This is a genomic window from Pseudomonas sp. (assembly GCF_050739775.1).
In the GTDB taxonomy this organism is placed as follows: domain Bacteria; phylum Pseudomonadota; class Gammaproteobacteria; order Pseudomonadales; family Pseudomonadaceae; genus Aquipseudomonas.
The window spans coordinates 1-16,532 of sequence record NZ_JBOICA010000019.1; the positions used below are offsets into that span (position 1 = coordinate 1).

General features: G+C 59.4%; 15 protein-coding genes. 4 read left to right on the forward strand and 11 right to left on the reverse strand.

The window, feature by feature from the left end:
- The first annotated feature begins 428 nt into the window (after positions 1-428).
- The 4 genes from ACRESH_RS11770 (at position 429) to ACRESH_RS11785 (ending at position 3,778) form a co-directional block, all read left to right on the forward strand.
- Positions 429-1,334, forward strand: a complete 906-nt coding sequence (locus tag ACRESH_RS11770; RefSeq protein WP_431742158.1) for a LysR family transcriptional regulator — start codon at positions 429-431, stop codon at positions 1,332-1,334.
- A complete protein-coding gene (locus tag ACRESH_RS11775; protein ID WP_431742159.1) occupies positions 1,327-1,491 on the forward strand; it encodes a helix-turn-helix domain-containing protein in 165 nt (54 codons plus the stop codon). The genes ACRESH_RS11770 and ACRESH_RS11775 overlap by 8 nt, the downstream gene beginning before the upstream one ends.
- A gap of 200 nt (positions 1,492-1,691) precedes the next feature.
- The gene (locus ACRESH_RS11780) at positions 1,692-1,985 is read left to right on the forward strand and encodes a hypothetical protein (RefSeq protein WP_431742160.1); all 294 of its coding nucleotides are present in this window, start codon (positions 1,692-1,694) and stop codon (positions 1,983-1,985) included.
- Positions 1,986-2,188: 203 nt separating this feature from the next.
- Positions 2,189-3,778, forward strand: a complete 1,590-nt coding sequence (locus ACRESH_RS11785) for a peptide chain release factor 3 (RefSeq protein WP_431742161.1) — start codon at positions 2,189-2,191, stop codon at positions 3,776-3,778.
- Between the two features lie 65 nt (positions 3,779-3,843).
- Here ACRESH_RS11785 and ACRESH_RS11790 read toward each other — a convergent pair whose 3' ends face one another.
- From ACRESH_RS11790 to ACRESH_RS11840, 11 genes are all read right to left on the reverse strand, one after another.
- Entirely contained in the window at positions 3,844-4,923 is a 1,080-nt protein-coding gene (locus tag ACRESH_RS11790; RefSeq protein WP_431742162.1) for a polyamine ABC transporter substrate-binding protein, read from the reverse strand.
- Between the two features lie 54 nt (positions 4,924-4,977).
- On the reverse strand, positions 4,978-5,319 hold the full coding sequence (locus ACRESH_RS11795) for a cupin domain-containing protein (protein WP_431742163.1): 342 nt from the start codon (positions 5,317-5,319) through the stop codon (positions 4,978-4,980).
- 32 nt (positions 5,320-5,351) lie between these two features.
- Positions 5,352-6,758 (reverse strand): NAD(P)/FAD-dependent oxidoreductase, encoded by a 1,407-nt coding sequence (locus tag ACRESH_RS11800; protein WP_431742164.1) that lies wholly within the window; start codon positions 6,756-6,758, stop codon positions 5,352-5,354.
- 64 nt (positions 6,759-6,822) lie between these two features.
- On the reverse strand, positions 6,823-7,632 hold the full coding sequence (locus ACRESH_RS11805; protein WP_431742165.1) for a helix-turn-helix domain-containing protein: 810 nt from the start codon (positions 7,630-7,632) through the stop codon (positions 6,823-6,825).
- 84 nt (positions 7,633-7,716) lie between these two features.
- Entirely contained in the window at positions 7,717-8,685 is a 969-nt protein-coding gene (locus ACRESH_RS11810; RefSeq protein WP_431742166.1) for a peptide ABC transporter ATP-binding protein, read from the reverse strand.
- Positions 8,685-9,653 (reverse strand): ABC transporter ATP-binding protein, encoded by a 969-nt coding sequence (locus tag ACRESH_RS11815; RefSeq protein WP_431742167.1) that lies wholly within the window; start codon positions 9,651-9,653, stop codon positions 8,685-8,687. The genes ACRESH_RS11810 and ACRESH_RS11815 overlap by 1 nt, the downstream gene beginning before the upstream one ends.
- Positions 9,654-9,663: 10 nt before the next feature.
- Positions 9,664-10,593 (reverse strand): ABC transporter permease subunit, encoded by a 930-nt coding sequence (locus ACRESH_RS11820; RefSeq protein WP_431742168.1) that lies wholly within the window; start codon positions 10,591-10,593, stop codon positions 9,664-9,666.
- A gap of 10 nt (positions 10,594-10,603) precedes the next feature.
- Positions 10,604-11,614, reverse strand: coding sequence for an ABC transporter permease subunit (locus ACRESH_RS11825; protein WP_038614460.1), 1,011 nt, complete (start codon positions 11,612-11,614; stop codon positions 10,604-10,606).
- A 73-nt stretch (positions 11,615-11,687) separates the two neighbouring features.
- Complete coding sequence (locus ACRESH_RS11830; protein ID WP_431742169.1) at positions 11,688-13,283, reverse strand: ABC transporter substrate-binding protein; 1,596 nt, start codon at positions 13,281-13,283, stop codon at positions 11,688-11,690.
- A 75-nt stretch (positions 13,284-13,358) separates the two neighbouring features.
- Positions 13,359-14,738 (reverse strand): OprD family porin, encoded by a 1,380-nt coding sequence (locus ACRESH_RS11835; RefSeq protein WP_431742170.1) that lies wholly within the window; start codon positions 14,736-14,738, stop codon positions 13,359-13,361.
- A 167-nt stretch (positions 14,739-14,905) separates the two neighbouring features.
- Positions 14,906-16,498, reverse strand: coding sequence for an ABC transporter substrate-binding protein (locus ACRESH_RS11840; protein ID WP_431742238.1), 1,593 nt, complete (start codon positions 16,496-16,498; stop codon positions 14,906-14,908).
- Between the last annotated feature and the right edge of the window lie 34 nt (positions 16,499-16,532).

Sequence of the window (16,532 nt, forward strand, 5' to 3'; positions counted from 1 at the left end):
GAGCACGATGTCTTGAGAGTTCATAGCGGCACTCCATGTCACGGCTGACTATGGAAGAGTAGCTCAAGTAGGAAATTTATTTTTGAGACAGAACACTAGCAGCTCGTCGGCGAGAGGGCGTTTTGCTCATGTGTCACCGGTTCGAGCCGACAATGTCGATCATGAGCCGGTTGCATATGAATTCGGACAACATCGCGGCCTTTTGCGACGGCCGGCCGCAATTTGTAAATGGACGACCCACCATGCTTTGGTGGTAATTGTCACCATCCACCCGGTGCGCTCTTGCTTAATTCCAGTCTTCAGGCTAATCATTAGCAAATTTACAGGATCGCGTGGACTGTCACGTTCAGGTGCCGATCGCCTCCATCCAGCATGCGTGAGTGGATTGATCGTAACCTCCATATGAGTCAAGTCAAGAAAAATAAGTTATGTCTCGAATTTTTGATATAGATACAAATCTGTGGCGTACCTTCAAGTCCGTGAGCGAAACCCGCAGTATTACCCGTTCGTCGACTTTGCTTTGCAAAACGCCTCCCGCTATTAGCATGCAGATCAAGAAGCTTGAGGAACTGCTGGACCTACAACTTTTTCTACGCGGAGACCAACGCTTCAAACTAACTCCTATGGGTGAAGAGGTTCTGCTGACTGCCGAAAAGATACTAGGCATGAACGACAGCCTATTCACCCTCAAAGAGAAGGTGGGAAGCTATGATCTCCGCCTGGGGTTACCCGATGATTACTCACTTTTCTTCCTTCACGACATTATCAAATCTCTTAAACAGTTGCCGACTACCATCCACATCAGTGTGACCTGCAAGACTTCTGGATTGTTGCTTAAGGATATTGAACAGGATCTGCTGGATCTAGCGATTGTTGCCGCCCCGGAAGGTAAATATCTCAAGAATTCCGAACATATCCGTTTCGAAGAGTTATGCTGGATAGGTGACAAAAAACTGGTTAACCCTGGGCAACCGATTCCTCTGGTCCATTTTCCTCAAGGTTGCGTGTGTCGCGAGATTTCGATCAACACATTGAAGAACTCCAATGTTGAATCCCGCGTCGAGTTTACTTCCGACTCTAACTTCTCTGTATTCAACGCCATCAATGCGGGCGCAGGTATCGGTCTGAGTGAGCGGTCGTTCGTGCCCAGAGCAACACCTGTCATCCACAGCTCACTGTTGCCCGCATTACCACGTATTGAGATAAGTACTGTAGCGAACACTCAACGAATTCCAAGGCGAGTCTTGAAACAAATATTCTCGAGCGTTCAAACATGTGTGAACAAAGTGTGTGACGATTACAGGGCAAAAGCGAACGACTCCCAACATGATTGACCCTGGTAACGACCTGCTTCAAAACCCGTCACTTTCGGTCACCGAGGTGGCCTTACGGTGGGGCTTCGTGAACATTAGTAGGTTCAGTCGCTACTTTCAAGATGCATACGGAGTCAGGCCAGCCATGGCCGGACGAGATCTTTCGCATCAAAAATAGGTCACTGCTGGCGACCGAAGTAGTGGCACCGCCTGAGGTATGATTTTTTTACCGTGACGCTCTAGACCGAAATTATCTGTTGGACGGTCGTGCAAAGACCTTTAATCTCTAATATCCGAGAATTGCTAGGCTGATCCGCGCCTATGAGAGCGAATAAAAAAACGATAATCCATATCCAGCCTGGCAAAGCATACGAGGACATGAGGCTGCTCCAGCACCATGTCACGCCAGACCACACCCAAGAAAAAAATCTTACGATATATGCTCTGGCATCTGGTACTAACAACATAACAAAACCAGCAATCACAGAAGCAATTGTGCCATTCCGAATTGACCTGAAAGAACTCTCGCTCATGCTTCTCCCCGAGCTTGGTGTTAATGGATGTCGTACAACTGTCCTCGTCACCCTGCAAGCGTTTATCAAGCTTGGACGACGGCGCAGCAATCTTGGCGAGTCCGTAAAAAATGCTGCATGGATGGCTGTGCAAATCTGACGCTACCAATTCGCCACCATCTCGTCCAGCAAGGCTTTGCGCTCAATCCCGAGGAGTGAGAGAGGCGGGCGGACACCGTCGTTTCGGGCAATTCCGACCACCTTTTGTTACAATGCGCGATTTCCTGCGCTGGCCTGTGCAATCGGCCAAGGGCACCTTTTCAACTGTGTACATAACAGCGTACACAATCGAGATCCAGAACGATGTCCGACAGCAAAATTGTCAATGAAGTCAACAGCCGACGCACGTTTGCCATTATTTCCCACCCCGACGCGGGTAAGACCACCATCACCGAGAAGCTGTTGCTGATGGGCAAGGCGATTGCCATTGCCGGTACGGTGAAATCGCGAAAGTCCGACCGCCATGCCACCTCTGACTGGATGGAAATGGAGAAGCAGCGTGGTATCTCCATCACCACCTCGGTGATGCAGTTCCCTTATCGCGAGCACATGATCAACCTGCTCGATACCCCGGGTCACGAAGACTTCTCCGAAGATACCTATCGCACCCTGACCGCGGTCGACTCAGCGCTGATGGTGCTAGACGGTGGTAAAGGCGTCGAGCCACGGACCATCGCTCTGATGGATGTCTGCCGTCTGCGTGATACGCCGATCGTCAGCTTCATCAACAAACTCGACCGCGATATCCGTGATCCGATCGAACTGCTCGACGAGATCGAGGCGGTACTGAAGATCAAGGCCGCGCCGATCACCTGGCCGATTGGCTGCTACCGCGATTTCAAAGGCGTGTACCACCTGGCCGGTGACTACATCATCGTCTACACCCCGGGCCACGGCCACGAGCGTACCGAGGTGAAGATCATCGAGAAGCTCGACTCCGACGAAGCCCGGGCGCACCTGGGTGACGAGTACGAGCGTTTTCTCGAACAGCTGGAACTGGTGCAGGGCGCTTGCCACGAATTCGACCAGGGCGAGTTCATGCGCGGCGAGTTGACGCCAGTGTTCTTCGGTACCGCGCTTGGCAACTTCGGTGTTGACCATGTGCTCGATGCCGTCGTCGATTGGGCACCACGTCCGTTGCCACGCGTTGCCAACGAGCGCAGCGTCGAGCCGGTCGAAGAGAAGTTCAGCGGTTTCGTGTTCAAGATCCAGGCGAACATGGACCCCAAGCACCGCGACCGTATTGCCTTCATGCGTATCTGCTCGGGCAAGTACGAGAAGGGTATGAAAATGCGTCACGTACGTACCGGCAAGGACCTGCGTATCGGCGACGCGCTGACCTTCTTTTCCTCCGAGCGTGAGCAACTGGAAGAGGCTTGGGCCGGTGACATCATCGGTTTGCACAACCATGGCACCATCCAGATCGGCGATACCTTCACCGAAGGCGAAGCCCTGGGTTTCACCGGTATCCCGCACTTCGCTCCGGAGTTGTTCCGCCGCGTGCGCCTGAAAGACCCGCTCAAGTCCAAGCAATTGCGCCAGGGCTTGCAGCAGTTGGCCGAAGAAGGGGCAACCCAGGTGTTCTTCCCCGAGCGCAGCAACGACATCATCCTCGGCGCCGTCGGTGTGCTGCAGTTCGATGTGGTCGCCAGCCGCCTGAAGGAAGAGTACAAGGTCGAATGCGCCTACGAGCCAATCACCGTGTGGTCGGCGCGCTGGATCAGCTGTGACGACAAGAAGAAGCTTGAGGAATTCAAGAACAAGGCCGTGGAAAACCTGGCCATCGACGGCGGTGGTCACCTGACCTACCTGGCCCCGACCCGGGTCAACCTGGCGCTGATGGAAGAGCGCTGGCCGGACGTGAAATTCCGCGCGACGCGCGAGCACCACTAAAAACATCGCGGGGCAAGCCCGCTCCCACAGTGTTCAGCGGTGGGAGCGGGCTTGCCGCGATTGTCTCAATTCCCCGCTTTAATGCTGGTCCAGATCCGCGTACGAATGCGGTCGATCTTGGCCGGCATTGCCTCCAGTGCATACAGCTTGCCGAGCATCTCGTCGCTCGGGTAGATCATGGTGTTGGCCTTCAGGGCCGGGTCCACCATTGTGTCAGCCTTGAGGTTGCCGTTGGCGTACTGCACATGGTCGCTGATATTGGCCATCACCGCCGGTTGCAGCAGGTAGTTCATGTAGGCGTAGCCGGCTTTTTCGTCCGGGGCATCGGCCGGCATGGCAACCATGTCGAACCACATCGGCGCGCCTTCCTTGGGAATCGAATAGCCGACCTGCACGCCGTTGTTCGCTTCCGCTGCACGGTTCTTGGCCTGCAGCACGTCACCCGAGAAGCCCACCACCACGCAGATGTCACCGTTGGCCAGGTCACCGGTGTACTTGGACGAATGGAAGTAGCTGATGTACGGGCGCACCTTCATCAGCAGTTCCTTGGCTTTTTCATAGTCCTTCGGGTCCTGGCTGTGGTGCGGCAGGCCCAGGTAGTTGAGGGCGATTGGCAGCAGCTCCGGACCGTTGTCGAGCACCGCCACGCCGCAACTCTTGAGCTTGCTGATGTACTCGGGCTTGAAGATCAGGTCCCAGGAGTCCACCGGCGCATTGTCGCCCAGCACGGCCTTGACCTTGTCGATGTTGTAGCCGATTCCGGTGCTGCCCCACAGGTAGGGAAAGCCGTACTGGTTGCCCGGATCGTTGACCTCCAGTGCCTTGAGCAGCACCGGATTGAGGTTCTGCCAGTTTGGCAGTTGGCTCTTGTCGAGCTTTTTCAGCGCTTTGCCCTGGATCTGCCGGGCCATGAAGTGGTTGGACGGGAACACCACGTCGTAGCCGGAGTTGCCGGTCATCAGCTTACCGTCGAGGGTCTCGTTGCTGTCGAACACGTCGTAGGTCGGCACGATACCGCTGGCTTGCTGGAAGTTTTTCAGGGTATCGGGGGCGATGTAGCTGGACCAGTTGTAGATTTTCACCGAATCGGCCGCCTGGGCGACGGCGGTAGCCAACAACAGGGGGGCGATGAGCAATGGGCGCATGTCTGGATTCCTTGCTTTGTCTGTTTTTATTGAAGGAGGCAGGCGATCAAATGATCAGAAAATCAGTACATAGGTTTTGCGCACGGTTTCCTGGATATCCCAGATTCCGGTGCTGTTGGCGGGCAACATGATGGCGTCGCCGGCTTCGATGGTCAGCGGCTCGCCACCGTCAGGGGTGAAGATGCAGCGGCCCTTGATGAAGTGACAGAACTCCTGCTGAACAATCTGCCGCCGCCAACGCCCCGGGGTGCACTCCCAGATGCCGGTTTCGACGCCGTCGCTGCGCTCGACAGCGGTCACCGAGGCAATCGACACCGGCTCACCGAGGGGCACGGCGACCGGATTTGATTCTTGCAAAGCGACAGTGTCGGTGTTTTTGAACTGGGTAATGCTCATACCGGTGGATCCTGTGCAGGGGGAACGAAAAATCAGCGCATGAAACCTTCCATGAAGTCCGCCACACCACTGGCCAAGCGTCGGCGCCAGGGGGCGCTGTCCGGGTTGGCGAGGGTCTGGTCTTCATGGACGAAACTTTTGATGATCGCGTTGTAGCCGAGCCAGCGGCACGGCTCCGGCTCCCAGCCTTTGAGGCTGGACAACGTGCTGTCGGGGTAGACCCAGGGTTGTTCGGTCAGCTCACTGCGCCGCTCCAGAATCAGCTCGGCCAGGGTCCGTCCGCCCAGGTTGCTGGCACCCACCCCTTCGCCACCGTAGCCACCGGCCAGGGCGATGCCTTGCTTGCGATCACAGAGCATGTGTGGCTGGAAGCGCCGGGCCATGCCGAGGTTGCCGCCCCAGGCGTGGGTGATGGCGACGTCCTTGAGCTGCGGAAACAGCTCGCCAAACAGGTAGCGACGCAATTCGATTTCGCTGTCAGTGAGATCGAAGTTTTCCCGCAGGCGCCCGGCAAAGCGATAGCCGCCACGAGCCCCGAACACCAGACGATTGTCGGCGCTGCGTTGGCCGTAGGTGACCTGACGGCTGTTTTCGCTGAAGGCCTGACCGCGGTCCAGGCCAATCTTTTCCCAGATGTGCTCCGGCAGGGGCTCGGTGGCCACCAGCAGGCTCTGCACCGGCATCTGGTAATGCCCCAGCGGCGGCAGGTTGACCGAGTAGCCTTCGACGGCCGGCACCAGCCACTGACACTTGACCCGTGCCTGGGCCGTACGCACCTCACCTGCACGCCAGTCAATCACCGGACTGTTCTCGTAGAGACGCACGCCCATACGCTCCACCGTGCGCGCCAGGCTGCGCACCAGCTTGGCCGGTTGAATGGTTGCCACATTGGGGTTGAAGATGGCCCCATAGGGTTTACTGATGCGCAGTTGGCTGGCCAGTTGTTCCGGGCTCAGCCAGCGGTAGTCGGCTTCGTTCAGGCCTTGCTTGTAGAGCTTGTCCAGATAGGCGCGAAGGGTAGCTTGCTGCTCCGGGTAGCGTGCCGCGCAATACAGCACGCCACCTTTACGGTAGTCGCAGTCGATACTTTCGCGCTCCAGCACACCCTGCACTTCATCGGGAATGCCATGCAGCAGGTCATAGGAGGCGCGGCGTTGCTCGGGGGAACTGCCAGCGAGCAGGCGGTCCTCGCCCAGCAGATTGCCCATCAGCCAGCCACCGTTGCGCCCGGAGGCGCCGAAGCCGGCGATGTTGGCTTCGACGATGGCGATGTTCAGTTGCGGAGCGTGTAGTTTCAGGTAGTAGGCAGTCCACAGCCCGGTGTAGCCGGCACCGATGATGCAGACGTCCACGTCCAGGTCTTGCTGCAAGCCTGGGCGAGCGCTCAACGGTTCTTCCAGCTGGTCCATCCAGAGGCTGATCTTGCGCCATGCCTGCATTGTCTTCGGCTCCACATCCGTTACGGTCTGTGGGCGATCCTAGAAGCAGGCGGGGGGCGTTGTCTTAGCTGCGTGCACGCAGAGAATTCTGCTTGAGCCAGGCCTTGGGCGAGAGCCCGGTGTGCTGACGGAAACACTTGTAGAAAGCCGAGAGCGAATTGAAGCCGGCGGCAAACGCCAGGTCGTCGATCTTGGCGTTGCCCGGCGCTTGCTCCAGGCCATTGAGCAGGTGCTGCAGGCGAGCCTGGTTGACGTAGCGGTAGAAGCTTTGGCCGAGCACCTGGTTGAGCAGGTACGAGATCTGATTACGGCTATATCCGCTCTCGCGGGCTACCCGTTGCAGGTCCAGTTCCGGGTCAAGGTAGGGTTGCTGGCGCTGGAAGTACTGTTCCAGATCCTGAGCCATGGAGCTCAGTTGCCGGGGTGACAGGCCCAGGCGGCTCATGGTCGGGCGCACATCACCCTGACCGGATTGCGGCTTGGCTTCGCGTACCAGCGAGGCATATTCATTGACCCGCCAGACCAGCCCGTCGCGCACGGTGATCGCTTCGCTGGACTGGAACGCCACCAGCCCTTCGCCACCGCGCAGGGTGACCTGGTACTGGATGAAAGCGGTGCAGCCGTCGACGCGGATGCGGTCGCTGTGGACGATGTCTTCATCGGCCTCACGGGGCATGCTGACGCGCACGTACTCGCGCAGCTCGGCGAAGTGCATCACGCGGTTCAGGAAGAAGTCGTTGTACTGGATATCCGGATGGTACAAGGCCATCACCCCGTCCAGGTCGCGATGCTTCCAGCACAGGTGGTAGCGCAGGACAGTGGCGGCGGTTTCCGGGGTTTGTTCCGGGCCGTCGGGGATTGGGTCTAGGGTCATTGGAGGATAGTGATGGAGGGCTTCATCGCGGGTCAAGCCCGCTCCTACAGGTCCATGTAGGAGCGGGCTTGACCCGCGATAGACTTAGAGGAACTGCTCGGCGTAGTGACACGCCACCTGCCGCGTCCCCACCTGCCTGAACGCTGGCTCCTCAGAGGCACAACGCTCGGTGGCATACGGGCAGCGCTTGTGGAACGCGCAACCCGATGGCGGGTTCAAAGGGTTGGGCAACTCGCCGGCGATCTTGATCTTCGGCTTGAGCGGGTCCGGGTGGATGGTCGGGGTGGCCGACAGCAGGGCCTGGGTGTAGGGGTGCAATGGCTTGTTGTAGATATCTTCCTTGGGCCCCATTTCCGCCGGACGGCCCAGGTACATCACCAGCACCTGGTCGGCCACATGGCGCACCACTGCCAGGTTGTGGGAGATGAACACGTAGGCGGTGTTGAACTCCTTCTGCAGGTCCATGAACAGGTTCAGCACCTGGGCCTGGATCGACACGTCGAGGGCCGAGGTCGGCTCATCGGCCACCAGCACCTTGGGCTGCAGCATCATCGCCCGGGCCAGGGCAATGCGCTGGCGCTGACCGCCGGAAAACATATGCGGGTAGCGCTGGTAATGCTCCGGACGCAGGCCGACCTGTTGCATCATGGCCTGGACTTTTTCCCGCCGTTCGCGCTTCGGCAGGTTGGTATTGATCAGCAGCGGTTCGGCCAGCTGGTCACCAATCTTCTGCCGTGGGTTGAGCGAGGCGTAGGGGCTCTGGAACACCATCTGCACATCCTTGCGCAGTTGCTTGCGTTCGGCTTTGTTGGCCCCGGCCACTTCCTGGCCGGCAATTTTCAGCGAGCCGGAAGAGGGTTCCTCGATCAGCGTCAGGGCTCGCGCTAGGGTCGACTTGCCACAGCCCGACTCGCCGACCACGGCGAGGGTCTTGCCTGCTTCCAGTTCAAAAGACACGCCGTTAAGCGCACGGACCAGGGCATAGCCCTTGAACAGGCCACGGGAAACTTCATAGTGGCGGGTCAGTTCACGGGCGGTAAGGACGACGGTCATTACGCCACCTCCTGGTTCAACGGGTAGAAACAACGGACCTGGCTATGGGCCTGGGGATCGAGGGTCGGGCGTTGCCGGCGGCAATTGTCCTGGGCGTAAGGGCAGCGCGGTGAAAGCAGGCAGCCTTCGGGGCGGTCATAGCGGCCGGGAACGATACCCGGCAAGGTCGCCAGGCGCTCGGCGCCTTCGCTGTGCTCGGGGATCGCCGCCAGCAGCGCTTCGCTGTAGGGGTGCGCGGGAAAATCGAACAGCTCCGGCACCTGACCGACTTCCACGGCTTGCCCTGCATACATCACACAGACCCGCTTGGCAGTCTCGGCGACCACGGCCAGGTCGTGGGTGATCAGGATCAGGGCCATGTTCTGCTCTTTCTGCAGGTTGAGCAGCAGCTCCATGATCTGTGCCTGAATGGTCACATCCAGGGCGGTGGTCGGTTCGTCGGCGATCAGCAGCTTGGGCTCGCCGGCGATGGCCATGGCGATGGCCACGCGCTGACTCATGCCGCCCGAGAGTTGATGAGGGTAGGCGTCCAGGCGGCTTTCGGCGGCCGGAATCTCGACTTTCTTGAGCAGTTCCAGGGCGCGTTGACGGGCAGCCTTGCCACGCAGGCCGAGGTGCTGGCGCAGGACTTCCTCGATCTGGAAACCCACGGTGTAGCTAGGGTTGAGGGCGGTCATCGGGTCCTGGAAGACCATCGCCATATCCTTGCCGACTACCTTGCGCCGTTGCCGACCGCTGAGTTTGAGCATGTTGGTGCCGTCGAAGGTGAGGGCGTCGGCGGTGATCCGCCCAGGGGCGTCGATCAGCCCCATCAGCGCCATCATGGTCACCGATTTACCTGAGCCGGACTCGCCGACAATGGCCAGGACTTCGCCTTCGTTCACCGTTAGGTCGAGACCGTCGACCACCGGCACCGCGCTGGCATCGCCAAAGCGCACATTCAGATTCTTGATTTCTAGAAGTGACATGGCAATCTCCTCAGGCGGCATTCTTGAGCTTCGGGTCCAGCGCATCGCGCAGTCCGTCACCCATCAGGTTGATTGCCAGCACGCTGAGCAAAATGGTCAGCCCCGGCAGGCTCACCACCCACCAGGCGCGTTCGATGTAATCGCGGGCCGAGGCCAGCATGGTGCCCCACTCGGGGGTCGGCGGCTGGACACCCAGGCCCAGGAAGCCCAGGGCTGCGGCATCGAGAATCGCCGAGGAGAAACTCAAAGTGGCCTGGACGATCAGCGGCGCCATGCAGTTGGGCAGCACGGTGACGAACATCAGCCGCGGCAGGCCGGCACCGGCCAGGCGCGCGGCAGTGACGTAGTCACGGTTCAGTTCACCCATCACCGCGGCGCGGGTCAGGCGCACATAGGACGGCAACGACACGATGGCAATGGCGATCACTGTGTTGATCAGGCCAGGGCCGAGGATGGCGACGATGGCCACGGCCAGCAGCAGCGACGGCAGGGCCAGCATCACGTCCATCAAGCGCATGATCGACGGGCCGAGGATGCGCGGGAAGAACCCGGCCAGCAGGCCGAGGAAGATCCCCGGGATCAACGAGATCACCACCGACGACAGGCCGATCAGCAGCGACAGGCGCGAGCCCTGGATCAGCCGCGACAACAGATCGCGGCCCAGTTCGTCGGTGCCGAGAATGAACTGCCAGTTACCGCCTTCGAGCCACACCGGTGGGGTCAGCAGGAAGTCACGGTATTGCTCGCTGGGGTTGTGTGGCGCCACCCAGGGCGCGAACAGCGCGCAGAACACGATCAGGCTCATGAACATCAGCCCGGCCACAGCACCCTTGTTGCGCGAGAACGCCTGCCAGAACTCCTTGTAGGGCGAGGGGTAGAGCAGGCTCTGGTCGACAGCGGTGGCCTGAGTGGTGACAGATTTTGCAAGTGGGGTAGTCATGACTGGGCCCTCAGCGCTGATGACGGATGCGTGGGTTGGCCAGGCCGTAGAGGATATCCACGACGAAGTTGACCAGGATCACCAGGCAGGCAATCAACAGGATGCCGTTCTGTACCACGGGGTAGTCACGGGCGCCGATGGCTTCGATCAGCCATTTGCCGATGCCCGGCCAGGAAAAGATGGTTTCGGTCAATACCGCACCGGCGAGCAAGGTGCCGACCTGCAGGCCGAATACGGTGAGCACCGGAATCAAGGCATTGCGCAGGCCGTGCACGAACACTACTCGCGCAGGCGACAGGCCTTTGGCCCGGGCGGTGCGGATGTAGTCTTCGCGCAGCACTTCGAGCATGGATGAGCGGGTCATCCGCGCGATCACCGCCAGTGGAATGGTACCGAGGACGATGGCCGGCAGAATCAGGTGCATCAGGGCGTCCTTGAATGCGCCTTCCTCATCGCTGAGCAGGGTATCGATGAGCATGAAGCCAGTTTTCGGCTCGATGTCGTAAAGCAGGTCGATGCGTCCGGAAACCGGGGTCCAGCCCAGGCTTACGGAGAAGAACATGATCAGAATCAGGCCCCACCAGAAGATCGGCATCGAATAGCCGGCCAGGGAGATACCCATGACCCCGTGGTCGAACAGCGAGCCACGCTTGAGGGCGGCGATCACCCCGGCCAGCAGGCCGATCACCCCGGCGAAAAACAACGCCGCGATGGCCAGTTCCAGGGTCGCCGGGAACAGCGCTAGGAACTCGGTCCAGACGCTTTCGCGGGTACGTAGCGATTCACCCAGATCACCCTGGGCGAGCTTGCCGATATAGTCCAGGTACTGCGCTGGCAGCGGCTTGTTCAGGCCGAGGCGCTCCATGGCCTGGGCATGCATCTCGGGATCCACCCGACGCTCACCCATCATGACCTCCACCGGGTCACCGGGTATCAGTCGTATGAGCGCGAACGTCAACAAGGTGATGCCGAAAAAGGTCGGGATCAGTAATCCCAGGCGCCGGGCAATAAAACTAAACATCTTCTGGTGTACCTCATCAGCCGGTCAGGCATGCCCGCCAGCACCCGGGTAGGGGCTGGCGGCCGTTCTTGTTCTACTTCACCTGGGTAGTGGCGAAGTTGTTATTGGTGAGGGGGTTGATGTGATACCCCTCCACGTTGTTGCGCATGGCGGTGAACATCTTCGGATGCGCCATGCTGATCCACGGTTGGTCTTCATCGTACACCGCCAGCGCCTTTACATAGAGCGCTGCGCGCTCATCCGTGTCGGTTACTTTGCGGGCGTCGTCGATCAACGTCTGGAATGTCTGGTTGCACCAGCGGGCATAGTTCTCGCCGCTTTTCACCGCATCGCAGCTGAGCAGCGGGGTGAGGAAGTTGTCCGGGTCGCCGTTGTCACCCGCCCAGCCGGCAGACACCATGTCGGGCTCGCCCTTCTTGGCCCGGCGCAGCATTTCGGCCCATTCCATCACGCGGATATCGACTTTCAGGCCGATCTTGGCCAGGTCGGCCTGGAGCATCTGCGCGCTCAATTGCGGGTTGGGGTTGGTCGGGCCGCCGCCGTTGCGGGTGAACAGGGTCAGCACTGTGCCTTCTGGGACTCCGGCTTCCTTGAGCAGGGCGCGGGCCTTGTCGAGGTCGCGGGGCGGGTTCCGGTTGGCGGTGTTGTAGCCCATCAGCGTTGGTGGATAGGGGTTGATGCCAACTAGTGCATTACCCTTGCCGAACAGTTGGTCGACGTGGGTCTGACGGTCGAAGGCGATATTGATGGCTTTGCGCACGCGCACGTCGCTCAGGTATTTGTGCTCGGTGTTGAGCGAGATGTAACCGGTGGTCAGGGCTTCCATCTCGGCGACTTTCAGCTTGGGGTCGGCCTTGATGCTGGGGATGTCATCGGGCTTGGGATAGAGCGCCACCTGGCATTCATTGGCCTTGAGCTTCTGCAGGCGCACGTTGTTGTCGGTGGCGATGGCGAAAATGAGCGCATCGGCCGGTGGTTTGCCGCGAAAGTAGTCCGGGTTGGGCTTGTAGCGGACCTGGGCGTCCTTGTTGTAGCGCTGGAAAATGAATGGGCCGGTGCCGATGGGTTTGCTGTTGAGGTCAGCGGTCTTGTCGGCGTTGAGCAACTGGTCGCCGTACTCGGCGGAATAGATCGAGGTGAAGGCCATGGCCAGGTCAGGCAAGAATGGCGCTTCCGGGCGGGTGAGGGTGAAGACCACGGTGTGATCGTCGGTTTTCTCGACGCTCTTGAGCAGGTCCTTGAAACCCATGCTCTCGAAATAAGGGAAGCCGATGCTGGTCTTGTTGTGCCACGGGTGGTTCGGGTCCAGCTGTCGTCGGAAGCTCCACAGCACGTCGTCGGCGTTCATTTCGCGGGTCGGGGTAAAGTACTCGGTGCTGTGGAACTTCACCCCTTTGCGCAGGTGGAAGGTGTAGGTCAGGCCGTCGTCACTGATTTCCCAGCGCTCGGCCAGGGCCGGCTGGATCTCGGTGGTGCCGGGTTTGAAGTCGACCAGGCGGTTGAACACGGTTTCGGCTGAAGCGTCGGCGGTCACCGCCGTGGTGTACTGGACGATATCGAAGCCTTCCGGGCTGGCTTCGGTACAGACTACCAGCGGCTTGGCCGAGAGGCCCGCCGCAGTGCTCAACAGGACGGCTGCCAGGGCAGCCTGAAGCGGTAGCAATTTCATGAAACCTCCCTGCTATCAATTAAGCCAGCGTAGTCGCCACGACCGATTCAGTGAACCGGCCGTGACAGCTGACGCTTAGAGAATGTTGAATGGAATGGTGGTCACGATACGCAGCTCGTCCAGGCTGCCGTCGCCCTGGTTCTTGCTGGCCCGGTGCGCGGTGTAGGTGGCGCGGATGGTGGTGTCCTTGAGTGAACCGCTTTGTACCGCGTACGTGGTGCCGATGCCCCACTCGTAGTGGTTCTCGTCGTCCAGCTTCTTCACGTCATAACCGGTGCCGTTGTAGTGGGTACCATCGATGCCCCAGCCACGGGCGTTGTACAGGTTGAATTTCAAGCCAGGCACACCGTACTGGGCCATGTTCAGTACATAGGCGATCTGCACGGACTTCTCGTTCGGGCCGTTGAAGTCCGAAAGCAGGGAGTTGGCCAGATAGATCGCGTTGGTGTCGTGCAGGTAATCGAAGTATTCGTTACCGTTTACTTGCTGGTAGGAAAAGCTCAGGGTGTGCGCCTGATGCGTCAGGCCGAATGACAGACTGTAGGTGTCGTTGTCGATCTCACCGAGTTGGCTTTTACCTTCGTCTTTGGTTTTGTAGTAGTTCAGACCAGTGGTAAGGCTCAATACCGAACTATCGCCCAACTCGTGATTGGCGCCGAAGTAGTACTGGTTCCACAAGTCTTCGACGTTGGACACGTAGAAGCTGGTTTTCAAGCTCTTCAGTGGCTGGTAGTTCACACCGGCGATGTTGACGTGATCGGCTTCAAAGGCGCGATCACCATACTCGGCAACAAATTTGCTGGTGCCTTGTTCGGTCCGCGTCGAGAGCCGGTCGAAGGTGCCGATATCGAAGGCCAGGTTGTCGAATTCTTCGCTGCGGATGCTCACGCCCTCGAAGCTCGACGGCAAGGCACGGTTGCCGATGTAGGCAATGACCGGGGTGTCGATGGACTGGCGACCGGCGGTCAGCGTGGTGTTGGAGACACGGGCCTTGACGTTGGCCAGGCCCATCTTGCTCCACTGGCCGATTACATCACCGTCACTGTGGGTCAGGGTGCGGTTGTTCGGCCCGGCTACCGCTGCGCGTCCCTGCTCGAGGGCGATGGCGTTGTAGGCCGCGACTTCGGTGGCGAGACCGATGGTGCCTTCGGTGAAGCCTGAGCTGTAGTTGAGGATGGTGCCTTGCACCCAGTTGTCGCGGCTGTGCGTGTCATGGCGGGTGCCGTCGCTTTTGTAGTACTTCCACAGCGGTGCACGGGTGGCGCGTTCGCGGGCATACCAGTTGCGGGTCGAGCCGGACAGGCTCTGGCCTTCGATAAAGCCTGTGGCTTCGCTCTGGGCACTGGTGGATTTGACGCTGACCGGAACAAAGTCCTGGCTCACGGATTCGGCCTGGGCCACAGCTGACAGGCCACTGAGGGACAATGCCAGTACTACGGTTTTAGTTGGTCTCAAGGTAAAGCTCCCTTTCTTTTCTTTTTTTAGTTGCCGCCTGGCCTTGTGAGCTGGGCGTCTTTCTCGGTGGAACAAGGGTTGCAATCGTTTGCTGCAAGGAAATCGGGCATATTCAGGCTGAGTCAGGGCACGAGGGTGGGTTGCACCCCCGTGGCCGAATCAGGTCTTTACTCGGTGCTGACGCCTGAGAAAATGTTGCGCCCGAAAGGACTTACCTTGAAATCCACGACCTTGGCACTGAGCGGTTGGTTGACCGTCGAGTGGGCGATCGGGGTGATGGGCAACTGTTGCTTGAGGCGCTGTTGCGCCTGTTGGTAGAGCACGGTGCGCTGCTCGCGGTCGGTGATGGTCTTGGCCTTCTTGACCAGTGCGTCGTACTGCGGGTCGCACCACATCGAGTAGTTGCTGCTGCCGATCGCATCACAGCTGTACAAGGTGCCCAGCCAGTTGTCCGGGTCGCCGTTGTCACCGGTCCAGCCGATCAACGAGATGTCGTGTTCACCGTCCTTGGTGCGCTTGAGATATTCGCCCCATTCGTAGCTGACGATCTTCACCTTCAGACCGACCTTGCCCCAGTCGGCCTGGAGCATTTCGGCCATCAGTTTGGCGTTGGGGTTGTACGGGCGTTGCACAGGCATGGCCCAGAGGGTGATTTCGGTGCCTTCCTTGACTCCGGCGGCCTTGAGCAGCTCGCGGGCCTTGTCCGGGTCGTAGCCAGCGTCCTTGATGGTATCGTCGTAGGACCACTGAGTCGGCGGCATGCTGCCCACCGCCAGTTGTCCGGCCTGCTGGTACACCGCGTTGACGATGGCCGGTTTGTTCACCGCCATGTCCATGGCCTGGCGTACTTCGAGCTGGTCGAAGGGTTTGTGCTGCACGTTGTAGGCGATGTAACCGAGGTTGAAACCGGGCTTCTCGATGACCTGCAGCTTTGGATCGTTCTTCAGCGCATCGAGGTCGGCGGGGCGCGGGTGCAAGGTGACCTGGCACTCGTTCTTGCGCAGCTTCTGGATGCGCACCGACGGGTCGGTGTTGATCGAGAAGATCAGCTGATCGATCTTTACCTGGCTCGGGTCCCAGTAGTCCTTGTTGCCGCGGTAGCGGATCTGTGAATCCTTCTGATAACGCTGGAACACGAACGGCCCGGTGCCAATCGGCTTTTGGTTTATATCGCTGGGGCGCCCGGAGGTCATCAACTGCTCGGCGTATTGGGCCGAAAGCACCGAGGCGAAGCTCATCGCCAAGTTCTGCACGAAGGCGGCATCAATACTGTTGAGGGTAAAGACCACGGTCATCGGGTCGGTCTTCTCGATCCGGGCGATGTTCTTGTCCAGGCTCATGCCGACGAAGTAGGGGAATTCGGTGGGGTATGCCTTGCGAAACGGGTGTCCGCGGTCGAGCATTCGCTGGAAAGTGAACAGCACGTCGTCGGCATTGAACTCACGGCTTGGGGTGAAGTCCTTGTTGCTATGGAACTTCACACCTTCGCGCAAATGGAAGGTGTAGGTCAGGCCGTCATCGGATACGTCCCAGCTTTTTGCCAAGGCCGGCTTGACGGCGGTGGCGCCGCGCTCGAACTCCACCAGACGGTTGTAGATCGGCTCGGCGGCATCGTTGTCGGTGGCGCTGGTGTACTGGGCGGTGTCAAAACCACCTGGGCTGCCTTCGGAGCAGAACACAAGGTTACTGGCCAGGCCCGCGGGGGCCTGGGCGAGCAGGCCGAGGCCCAGCAATGCTGCATAAGTCGGGGTGTGGCGCATGACGATCCCTTCTCTCTTGTTGTTTTTCAAGCGG

Bases quoted from the DNA above. Each gene is read 5' to 3' on its own strand.
- ACRESH_RS11785 (WP_431742161.1), top strand. From the start codon at position 2,189: ATGTCCGACAGCAAAATTGTCAATGAAGTCAACAGCCGACGCACGTTT.
- ACRESH_RS11825 (WP_038614460.1), bottom strand. From the start codon at position 11,614: ATGTTTAGTTTTATTGCCCGGCGCCTGGGATTACTGATCCCGACCTTT.
- ACRESH_RS11780 (WP_431742160.1), top strand. From the start codon at position 1,692: ATGAGGCTGCTCCAGCACCATGTCACGCCAGACCACACCCAAGAAAAA.
- ACRESH_RS11810 (WP_431742166.1), bottom strand. From the start codon at position 8,685: ATGACCGTCGTCCTTACCGCCCGTGAACTGACCCGCCACTATGAAGTT.
- ACRESH_RS11830 (WP_431742169.1), bottom strand. From the start codon at position 13,283: ATGAAATTGCTACCGCTTCAGGCTGCCCTGGCAGCCGTCCTGTTGAGC.
- ACRESH_RS11805 (WP_431742165.1), bottom strand. From the start codon at position 7,632: ATGACCCTAGACCCAATCCCCGACGGCCCGGAACAAACCCCGGAAACC.
- ACRESH_RS11800 (WP_431742164.1), bottom strand. From the start codon at position 6,758: ATGCAGGCATGGCGCAAGATCAGCCTCTGGATGGACCAGCTGGAAGAA.
- ACRESH_RS11820 (WP_431742168.1), bottom strand. From the start codon at position 10,593: ATGACTACCCCACTTGCAAAATCTGTCACCACTCAGGCCACCGCTGTC.
- ACRESH_RS11770 (WP_431742158.1), top strand. From the start codon at position 429: ATGTCTCGAATTTTTGATATAGATACAAATCTGTGGCGTACCTTCAAG.
- ACRESH_RS11815 (WP_431742167.1), bottom strand. From the start codon at position 9,653: ATGTCACTTCTAGAAATCAAGAATCTGAATGTGCGCTTTGGCGATGCC.
- ACRESH_RS11795 (WP_431742163.1), bottom strand. From the start codon at position 5,319: ATGAGCATTACCCAGTTCAAAAACACCGACACTGTCGCTTTGCAAGAA.
- ACRESH_RS11790 (WP_431742162.1), bottom strand. From the start codon at position 4,923: ATGCGCCCATTGCTCATCGCCCCCCTGTTGTTGGCTACCGCCGTCGCC.
- ACRESH_RS11840 (WP_431742238.1), bottom strand. From the start codon at position 16,498: ATGCGCCACACCCCGACTTATGCAGCATTGCTGGGCCTCGGCCTGCTC.
- ACRESH_RS11775 (WP_431742159.1), top strand. From the start codon at position 1,327: ATGATTGACCCTGGTAACGACCTGCTTCAAAACCCGTCACTTTCGGTC.